We start from the raw sequence: 9,313 nt of genomic DNA, 5'->3' as shown, positions 1-9,313 counted from the left end.
AGCGTCGCCAGCGTGTTGACGTTTTGCGCCAGCGTCAGCGCAGCGGGGGGCACCGCGGCGCGCTGATTGTTGAGGACGCTCTCTTGCTGGGCGACATCGAGGTCGCTGCCGGTGCCGGCGGCGAGCCGCTGCTTGATCGCCTGCAGAATACGATCGGCGCTTCTGATGTTCTCTTCGGCCGTCCTGATCCGGTCCTGCGATGCCAGCACCTGGAAGTAGGCATTGGCGACACTCGCCAACGTGGTCAGGGCGACGGTATCGCGGTCGAAACGGTTGGCGTTGGCCGTTTCTTCGGCCGCCAAGGTGGCATCTCGGTATTGGCCCCAGAAGTCGATCTGGTAACTGGCGCTCAGCGACGCCGAATACGTCGCGTAACGCCGGCCCGCGATCGTGGTGTTCTGGATGTTGCTGCCCGAGGTCTTGTTCTGGGAGCCGCTGCCGTTGCCGGTAAGCGACGGCAGCAGCGCAGCACCGGTGATCCGCGCCTGCGCGTCGGCCTCGAGGATGCGAGACGTCGCCGCCGCGATGTCCAGGTTGACGGTTTGCGCCTCTTCCATCAGCTGCGTCAGCTCGGGCGAGCCGAAGCCGCGCCACCAATCGAGCGCCGGAGGTGCTTCGGTGCGAGCCGGCGCGGCGGCCTTGTAGCGATCGTGGAGCTCGAGCGCGGGGTTGGGCAGATCCTGGGTCAGAATGCAGCCGCCACTGGCCGTGACCATCGCGGCGGCAACCCCGTAGCCCATGGCGCGTCCGAGAATACGCAAGGCGTTGCTCATGCTCGACGCAGCCCACCCCGACGCGCGGCAGATCGCCGCGCAGCCTGCGCCACCTCGATGGTCGGTGGACGTTGGTTGGTGCCAGACACTCGCAAGTCGATCACGGATGGAAGCTCTTTCGCCGAACCGGATGGCTCGCTTTGTGCTTTATTCTAGCGGCCCGGCCTGACGGCGGACAGGGCTTAGGCGTGAATGCTTGTTGCCGCAGACATCTTCACCGATTCGGTGCCGGCGCCTATTCTATAAGGGTTTTCACTGACTTGACCCATCTTCCCCACGACGCAAACTTACGAAGATTTCATCTGTTCTGAGGATCGTTGTGGATTCGCCTCACCTCGCAGCGGCTTTTGTGCCGCCCGACTGCGGTGAAACTGAGTGCGCAGCCCTTTCGTAGCTAGGGAACAGTCGGGGTACGGGGGCTTGGAATGCGCATTGCTGTTGTGGGGACCGGGATCGCGGGCAACGCCGCCGCGTGGGCGCTGTCGCAGCGCTACTCGGTGACGGTCTACGAGCGCGAGCTGCGCCCCGGTGGTCACAGCCACACGGTGACGATCGATTATGACGGCCAGCGAATCGCGGTCGACATCGGCTTCATCGTCTACAACCAGCTCAATTATCCCGACCTGACCGCGCTGTTCGGCCATCTCGGCGTCGAGACGGTCGAAAGCTGCATGAGCTTTTCGGTGTCGGCCGACGCCGGCCGTTTTGAATGGAAGGGCGGCGGCTCGAATTGGCTGGAGACCGCCGACGGCCTGTTCGCGCAGCGCTCCAACCTGCTGTCGCCGTCGTACTTGCGGATGCTGCGCGACATCCTGACCTTCAACGAGCAGAGCGTCGCCGATTTCAAGGACGGCCGCCTCGCCGACTTGACGCTGCGCGAGTACTTCAAGCAGCGCAACTACGCGCCGCGGCTGCTGACCGACTATCTGGCGCCGATGGGCGCCGCGATCTGGTCGGCACCGGCGGCAGAGATCCTCGACTTCCCGGCAGAGAACTTCATCGCCTTCTTCAACAATCATCGCCTGTTGCACTACGAACGACCTATCTGGCGCACCGTGAAGGGCGGCAGCGCCCGCTATGTCGAAAAGCTCACCGCGGCTTTCAAGGACAATCTGCGGCTCGGTGCGACCGTGACGTCGGTGGAGCGCACGCCGAACGGCGTCGTGCTTCACGACAGTCTCGGCGGGCTCGGCACATATGATCACGTCGTGATCGGCGCCCACAGCAACCAGGCGCTGGCGATGCTGGCCGATCCAAGCGACGACGAGCGCGATGTGCTCGGCTCGATCGGCTACGCCCCCAACCTCGTCTACCTGCACCGCGATGCGCGGCTGATGCCCAAGCGCCGCCGCGCCTGGGCATCGTGGAATTTCCTGCGCTGGCAGCGTGAGCACTCGCCAGTCAACGATGTTGCCGTGACCTACTGGATGAACCGGCTGCAGGGCATCGACGCCGACAAGCCGCTGTTCGTCAGCCTCAACCCGCCGTTCGCGCCAGATCCGGACCTGACCTTCGGCCGCTTCGAATGCGACCATCCGCAGTTCTCGACAAAGGCCTTCGCGGCGCAGCGGCGGATCGGCCAGATTCAGGGACAGCGCCGGACTTGGTTCTGCGGCGCCTGGACCGGCTACGGATTCCACGAAGACGGCTTGCGCTCCGGCCTTTCGGTCGCCGACAATCTCGGCGCGCCGGTGCCGTGGCGTGGTCCCCCACGCGAGATGAGCGAGGCCGCGGAGTAATCCATGACGACGTCCGCCGATGAGCGTGCCGACCGCGGAGCCCCTGCTCCGGCGGCGCTCTATGTCGGCGACGTCATGCATGCCAGGCTGAAGCCGGTCGGCCATCGCTTCGAGTACCGGGTGATGTCGCTGCTGATCGACCTCGACCGGCTGGACGAAGCCGATCGGATGTCGCCGCTGTTCGGTGTCAACCGGCGCGCGCTGTACAGCTTCCACGAAAAGGACCACGGACCGCGCGACGGCTCGCCGCTGCGTGCCTATGTGGACCGTTGCGCCGCCGAGGCCGGCGTCGACCTCAAAGGCGGCCGCGCCCTGCTGCTGAGCTATCCGCGGCTCCTCGGCTATACCTTCAATCCGCTGTCGGTGTATTTCGCCTACGCTGCGTCCGGCGAGCTGGCGCTGGTGATCTACGAAGTCCGTAACACCTTCGGCGACATCCATCCCTACGTGCTGCCGGTGCGGCCGGGCGAACTCAGCGCCGCCGGGTTGCGCCAGGAGCAGGACAAGACGTTCTACGTTTCGCCCTTCATCGAGATGGCGATGCGCTATCACTTCCGCATCGGCCCGCCAGGCGACACCGTGAGGCTGCGTATCCTCGAGACCGACTCTGCCGGGCCTTTGCTCGCTGCCACTTTCAGCGGCACGCGCCGGCCATTGTCGACAACAACGCTGCTCGGCGCCTTCGCATCATTGCCGCTGATGACCATCAAGGTCATGGCGGCGATTCACTACGAAGCGCTGCGGCTGTGGCTCAAAGGCGCACGTCTGGTGCCACGTCCGCCCTCCCCACCTCCGCCATCCGGCTTTGCAGCACGGCCGAGCGATGCATATAATCCATAAGTCGTGAGCCCGGTATTCCAACGGTCGTTCGGCTGGGCGCGAGTGATGGAACTGCAATGTCCGAGTTGGTGCTGCTGACACCCGACAATGTCAACGAAAGGCTTTCTGGCCTGCCGCGCATGGTGCGGCTCGCCTTCAGCTTCGGCGCCAAACTGCGTCGCGGCACACTCGACGTCACCTTGCCCGATGGCCGTCGCTTCCGCATGGGCGGCGAGGAACCCGGACCCGCTGCCGAAATGCGGCTGCACAGCTACTCTTTCGCCGGCCGACTGATCAACGGCGGCGACATCGGGATCGCCGAGGCCTATCTCAACCACGAATGGGACACGCCGGATCTGACCGAGTTCCTGTACCTGTTCTGCGTCAATCACGAGATGATCCAGGCGATGTTGGCGGACAATCCGCTGATGCGGCTGGTGCAGATGGTCCGCCACTGGTTCAATCGCAACACCAAGCGGCAGGCGAAGAAGAACATTTACGCGCATTACGACATCGGCAACGAGTTCTATTCGGCCTGGCTCGACCCGAGCATGACCTATTCGTCGGCGCTGTTCGAGCCTCACACCAACGACCTCACCGCGGCCCAGATCAACAAGTACAAGCGCCTCGCCGAAGCCATCGACTTGCGGCCAGGTCAATCGCTGCTCGAAATCGGCTGCGGCTGGGGCGGCTTTGCGGAATATGCCGCCAAGACCTACGACGTGAGGATCGTCGGACTCACCATCAGCCGCGAGCAGCGCGATTTCGCACAGGCGCGGATGCAGAACGCTGGCCTCGCCGACAAGGTCGAGATCAGGCTGCAGGATTACCGGGACGAGCGCGGCCACTACGATCGCATAGCCTCGATCGAAATGATCGAGGCTGTCGGCGAGGAATTCTGGCCCAAATACTTCTCCCAGCTCCGCGACCGGCTGAAACCCGGTGGTCTGATCGGCATTCAGGCCATCACTATCCAGGATAAGTTCTTTGAGGCCTATCGCCGCGAGGTCGATTTCATCCAACGCTACGTGTTCCCCGGCGGGATGCTGCCTTCACCGGGGGTGCTGAAATCGCTCGGCGAGAAATTCGGTGTCCCTGTGGTCCGCGAGCGCATCTTCGGGGAAGATTATGCCAAGACGCTGACCGTCTGGAGAGACAACTTCCGGGACGCCTGGCCCAAACTGAAGCCGCTCGGCTTCGACGACCGCTTCCGTCGGCTCTGGGAGTATTACCTCGCCTATTGCGAGGCGGGCTTTCTGTCCGGGAACATCGACGTCCGCCAGGTGGTGTTCGCCAAGGCGAAGTGATGCGGCGCTGACGCCGGGTGCACGCTGGCGCCTCCGGCATCAACCACGCTGCATAGCGATGCGGCAGCGTGCCTTGTATTGCGGCCTCGCCTCTCCTAGTTTCAGGAACCCGCAACGAAGCTTTTCCGGACATCATGGCCATCAAGACCGACGTCGTCGACGCCATCGGCAATACACCGCTCATCAAGCTGAAGCACGCGTCGGAAGCGACCGGCTGCACCATTCTGGGCAAGGCCGAGTTCATGAATCCAGGCCAGTCGGTCAAGGATCGCGCGGCGCTGTTCATCATCAAGGACGCAATCGCGCGCGGCGAGTTGCGGCCCGGCGGCGTGGTGGTCGAAGGCACCGCCGGCAACACCGGCATCGGCATCTCGCTGGTCGCCAATGCGCTCGGCTTCCGCAGCGTGATCGTCATCCCGAACACGCAGAGCCAGGAAAAGAAGGACATGCTGCGGCTGTGCGGCGCAGAGCTGATCGAAGTCCCGGCCGTGCCCTACGCCAATCCCAACAACTACGTCAAACTCTCCGGCCGCCTCGCCGCGCAACTCGCTAAGACCGAGCCGGCCGGCGCGATTTGGGCCAATCAGTTCGACAACGTCGCGAACCGACAGGCCCATATCGAAACCACGGCGCCGGAAATCTGGCAGCAGACCGGCGGCAAAATCGACGGCTTCGTTTGCGCCGTCGGCTCCGGCGGCACGCTGGCCGGCGTGTCGATGGGGCTGAAGAAATTCAACCCCAAGATCCGCGTGGCACTGGCCGACCCCATGGGCTCGGCGCTGTTCAACTACTACAAGCACGGTGCGCTGAAGTCGGAAGGATCATCGATCACCGAGGGCATCGGCCAGGGCCGCGTCACCGCCAATCTCGAAGGCGCCGTGGTCGACGACGCCTATCAAATCAGTGACGCCGAAGCCGTCCCACTGATCTTCGATTTGCTCGAGCACGAAGGCCTCTGCCTCGGCGGCTCGAGCGGCATCAACGTCGCCGGCGCCATCCGCATGGCCAAGGACCTCGGCCCCGGCCACACCATCGTAACCATCCTGTGCGACTACGGCACCCGCTATCAGTCCAAGCTGTTCAATCCGGAGTTCATGCGCAGCAAGAATTTGCCGGTGCCGGAGTGGATGGAAAAGAAGCCGGAGATCGCGGTGCCGTTCGAAGCGGTATAGCGAGAGAGCTGCTGCGGCGGCCCCACCCTACCTTTCTTGGTCATTCCGGGGCGCTCACGAAGTGAGCGAACCCGGAATCTCGATTTCATGAGCACCGTGCCGGCTGCAGATTCCGGGTTCGCGAGCTAACGCTCGCGCCCCGGAATGACAAACATTTTCCCCGAGCAATTAACTCCAAAGCAACCGCTTCCGCAGCTCCCGCCGCGGCGTCAACTCTCGTTTCATTTCAAAGGCGTTTCCTCTGCCGCAAACGGGGAGCGCCAGAACATGGCCGTGTACAGGATTTTTGCGATCGCCGCCGCGGCACTGCTGGTGCTGTTGTCGGTAGTCGATACCATGGTGAGTGAGCCGATCAGCCGGCGCGGTTTCGACGAGTTTCTATACGACGCCGCGACCTACGCACCGAGCCCGCAGACCGCGCGAACGCGCAGCCAGCAGAACTTTGCCGCCAACACCGCGCCTGCCGATCGCATCAAGGCTGTGTTCGGCCAGTTCTCGGGCGAAGACGCCAAGCGCGCCTTGCGTGAGCCGGCGCCGTCGAAACCGGCTCTCTCGGTTCATACGGTGGAGCAGGATCGGTCGCCGTCGCTCAGCGCAAGATCTGGCTGAGGAACAGCTTAGTCCGGGCGTGTTGCGGATGGGCGAAGAACTCTTCCGGCGCATTCGACTCGATGATCTGGCCGGCATCCATGAACACGACTCGGTCCGCCACCTGACGGGCGAAGCCCATTTCGTGCGTCACCACCAGCATGGTCATGCCCTCCTCGGCGAGGTCGACCATGGTGTCGAGAACCTCTTTGACCATCTCGGGGTCGAGTGCCGAGGTCGGCTCGTCGAACAGCATCACCTTCGGGTTCATCGACAGCGCTCGCGCGATCGCCACGCGCTGCTGTTGGCCACCGGAAATCTGGCCCGGATACTTGTCGGCCTTGTCGGGAATCCGCACCCGCTCGAGAAACTTCATCGCCGTGGCTTCGGCGTCCTTTTTGGGCACGTTGCGTACCCAGATCGGCGCCAGCGTGCAGTTCTCCAGCACGGTCAGATGCGGAAACAGATTGAAGCTCTGGAACACCATGCCGACTTCGCGGCGAATGGCATCGACGTGCTTCAGCGTCGGCCCGAGCTCGATGCCGTCCACCACGATGCGGCCTTGCTGAAATTCCTCCAGCGCATTGATGCAGCGGATCAGCGTCGACTTGCCCGAACCCGACGGTCCACAGATCACGATACGCTCACCCCGCCCGACATTCAGATCGATGTCGCGCAGCACGTGAAATTCGCTGTACCATTTGTTGAGGCCCGCGACCCCGACGATCGGTTGGTCAGCCATTCATCGTCCTTTCGTCAGCTTCGCTTGTGCGCGTTGAGGCGGTGCTCGACGAACAGCGAGTAACGCGACATGCCGAAGCAGAACACGAAGTAGATCAGCCCGGTGAAGGCAAAGCCGGTGAACAGCGTCGTCGGCGTCGACCAGTTGGGATCGGCGAAGGCGGCGCGCAGCGAACCGAGCAGATCGAACAGCGCTACGATCGATACCAGCGAGGTGTCCTTGAAAAGCGCGATGAAGCTGTTGACGAGGCCCGGAATGACGTGGCGCAGCGCCTGCGGCAGAATGACCAGGCCGTTGATCTTCCAATACGACAGGCCGAGCGCACTCGCTGCCTCGGCCTGACCGCGCGGAATGGCAGCGAGGCCGCCGCGTATCACTTCGGCGTTGTAGGCGCCCGCGAACAGTGCGGTGCCGATCAGCACCCGCAGCAGATTGTCGATGGTGAAATTGCCCGGCAGGAACAACGGCAGCATGTAGGTGGCGAAGAACATCACCGTGATCAGCGGCACGCCGCGCCAGAACTCGATGAAGCCGATCGAGAACATGCGGATCAGCGGATAGTCCGAGCGTCGGCCCAGCGCCAACGCGATGCCGATCGGCATCGAGGCGACGATGCCGGTCACAGAGACGACCAGGGTCACCAGCAGTCCGCCCCATTGCCGCGTATCGACGATCGGCAGACCGCCGCGGTCGAGCCGCAGCGCCGCCACCACCACGACGATGCCGACGAAGATCGCCAGCGTGGTCAGTACCGCGCGTGCACCGTTGCGCAATCCGCTCAGCGCGAACACCAGGGCGACGGCGATCAGTGCGGTCAGGCCGAGATCGATCCAGACCGGCTGCGACGACGTCTGTATCCAATGATACAGCAGGCCCAGCGGCTCCATCGCCCACACCAGCGCAGTGGCAATCCACATCAGCGCCGTGCCGATGAGATGACCGGCGATCGAGCCCGACGACACCAACCGCAGCCCTGCTCCGGCGATGCTGCTGGCGACATTCGCCAGCGCTTCGACCGTCCAACTCACGCCAAAGCCGCCGATGCCGCCACCGTGCAGCAGGAAATACGCGACGATCGGAAAGGCGACGAAGAACAGCGTGGCGTTGAGACCCTTGGCTGGCGCGCGCGGGATCAGCAGCGGCGCGAGCAACAATGCCGCCAACGCGAACGTCAGATTGACGCGCCAGCGCTCGGGCTCCGGATAGAAGCCGTAGATGAACTGCATCGCCTTGGCCTGAATGAAGGGCCAGCAGGCTCCGACCGGATGGCCGGCAGTTTCGGCGAGGCACGCCGTGCGATTGCTGCCCTGCCAGACGGCATCGACGAACAGGAAGCGGATGGTCGGCACGATGGTGAGATACAGCAGAACGGCGCCGATGATCGTCAGCAGGATGTTGCCGGGCGAATTGAACAGCCGCCGCCGCGCCAGACCGAGCACACCCGGCCGATGCACAGGCGCCTCGCGGGCCGGCAGCATCTCTCCGCGGACGAAGCTGGTGGGAGTGACGGAACCGAGTTCGCTCATGCTTGCGAGGTCCTGGCGATCCGCCACGAATACAGGCTCATCAGCGCGCTGGTGACCAGCGAGATCAGCAAATACACCGCCATGGTGATGGCGATGACTTCGATCGCCTGCCCGGTCTGGCTCAGCGTGGTGCCGGCGAACACCGAGAACAGATCCGGATAACCGATCGCGACCGCCAGCGACGAGTTCTTGGTCAGGTTGAGATACTGATTGGTCAGCGGCGGCAGGATCACGCGCAGCGCCTGCGGGATGACGATGAGGCGCAGTGTCGCGCCGCGCGACAGGCCGAGCGAAGCGCCCGCCTCCATCTGGCCTTTCGGCACCGAGAGGATGCCGGCGCGCACCACTTCGGCGATGAAAGCCGCCGTGTAGGTCGACAGCGCCAACGTCAGCGCGACGAATTCCGGCGGCAGCCGCGAGCCGCCGGCGAAATTGAAGCCGCGCAGCACCGGCATTTCGAGGCCGAACGGCCGCCCGGCGATCAGCGCTGCGATCAGCGGCAGACCGACCAACAGGCCGAGCACGATCGGCCAAACCAGCAGCGGCTTGCCGGTCTGGTATAGCCGATGCCGCGCGTAAATCGGCAGAACGATCGCCGCGGCCAGCGCAATCCCGATTGCGATCAGGAAGCCATCGAGCCCGCCTCG

Annotated in this window: 9 protein-coding genes; 5 read left to right on the top strand and 4 right to left on the bottom strand. The window is 63.9% G+C overall.

The features are described 5' to 3' along the window. Positions 1-773: TolC family protein (locus tag I5M_RS18400; RefSeq protein ID WP_040771778.1), on the bottom strand; the 773-nt coding region annotated here is incomplete at its 3' end. 425 nt (positions 774-1,198) lie between these two features. Here I5M_RS18400 and I5M_RS18395 point away from each other — a divergent pair. From I5M_RS18395 to I5M_RS18375, 5 genes are all read left to right on the top strand, one after another. Beyond that, on the top strand, positions 1,199-2,512 hold the full coding sequence (locus tag I5M_RS18395; protein WP_022722739.1) for an NAD(P)/FAD-dependent oxidoreductase: 1,314 nt from the start codon (positions 1,199-1,201) through the stop codon (positions 2,510-2,512). A 3-nt stretch (positions 2,513-2,515) separates the two neighbouring features. Then, on the top strand, positions 2,516-3,352 hold the full coding sequence (locus tag I5M_RS18390) for a DUF1365 domain-containing protein (RefSeq protein ID WP_022722738.1): 837 nt from the start codon (positions 2,516-2,518) through the stop codon (positions 3,350-3,352). 56 nt (positions 3,353-3,408) lie between these two features. After that, on the top strand, positions 3,409-4,638 hold the full coding sequence (locus I5M_RS18385) for a cyclopropane-fatty-acyl-phospholipid synthase family protein (protein ID WP_022722737.1): 1,230 nt from the start codon (positions 3,409-3,411) through the stop codon (positions 4,636-4,638). Positions 4,639-4,772: 134 nt separating this feature from the next. Next, on the top strand, positions 4,773-5,810 hold the full coding sequence (locus I5M_RS18380; protein ID WP_022722736.1) for a cysteine synthase A: 1,038 nt from the start codon (positions 4,773-4,775) through the stop codon (positions 5,808-5,810). Positions 5,811-6,077: 267 nt separating this feature from the next. Beyond that, the gene (locus I5M_RS18375; RefSeq protein ID WP_022722735.1) at positions 6,078-6,419 is read left to right on the top strand and encodes a hypothetical protein; all 342 of its coding nucleotides are present in this window, start codon (positions 6,078-6,080) and stop codon (positions 6,417-6,419) included. Here the strand turns inward: I5M_RS18375 and I5M_RS18370 are convergent. The 3 genes from I5M_RS18370 to I5M_RS18360 all read right to left on the bottom strand — a co-directional run. Further along, positions 6,400-7,140, bottom strand: coding sequence for an amino acid ABC transporter ATP-binding protein (locus tag I5M_RS18370; protein ID WP_022722734.1), 741 nt, complete (start codon positions 7,138-7,140; stop codon positions 6,400-6,402). The genes I5M_RS18375 and I5M_RS18370 overlap by 20 nt on opposite strands. 14 nt (positions 7,141-7,154) lie before the next feature. Then, on the bottom strand, positions 7,155-8,666 hold the full coding sequence (locus I5M_RS18365; protein WP_022722733.1) for an amino acid ABC transporter permease: 1,512 nt from the start codon (positions 8,664-8,666) through the stop codon (positions 7,155-7,157). Then, positions 8,663-9,313, bottom strand: a 651-nt coding sequence (locus tag I5M_RS18360; RefSeq protein ID WP_022722732.1) for an ABC transporter permease subunit, incomplete at its 5' end; no start/stop codon positions are given. The genes I5M_RS18365 and I5M_RS18360, both read right to left, overlap by 4 nt.

Origin of the sequence: Rhodopseudomonas sp. B29 (genome assembly GCF_000333455.1) — a bacterium.
Lineage (GTDB): Bacteria > Pseudomonadota > Alphaproteobacteria > Rhizobiales > Xanthobacteraceae > Rhodopseudomonas.
This window is presented reverse-complemented; position numbering and strand designations above follow the sequence as displayed.

What these genes read in the sequence shown, in the direction of transcription:
- I5M_RS18395 (WP_022722739.1), top strand. Translation starts at nt 1,199, where the DNA reads ATGCGCATTGCTGTTGTGGGGACCGGGATCGCGGGCAACGCCGCCGCG.
- I5M_RS18380 (WP_022722736.1), top strand. Translation starts at nt 4,773, where the DNA reads ATGGCCATCAAGACCGACGTCGTCGACGCCATCGGCAATACACCGCTC.
- I5M_RS18375 (WP_022722735.1), top strand. Translation starts at nt 6,078, where the DNA reads ATGGCCGTGTACAGGATTTTTGCGATCGCCGCCGCGGCACTGCTGGTG.
- I5M_RS18385 (WP_022722737.1), top strand. Translation starts at nt 3,409, where the DNA reads ATGTCCGAGTTGGTGCTGCTGACACCCGACAATGTCAACGAAAGGCTT.
- I5M_RS18370 (WP_022722734.1), bottom strand. Translation starts at nt 7,140, where the DNA reads ATGGCTGACCAACCGATCGTCGGGGTCGCGGGCCTCAACAAATGGTAC.
- I5M_RS18365 (WP_022722733.1), bottom strand. Translation starts at nt 8,666, where the DNA reads ATGAGCGAACTCGGTTCCGTCACTCCCACCAGCTTCGTCCGCGGAGAG.
- I5M_RS18390 (WP_022722738.1), top strand. Translation starts at nt 2,516, where the DNA reads ATGACGACGTCCGCCGATGAGCGTGCCGACCGCGGAGCCCCTGCTCCG.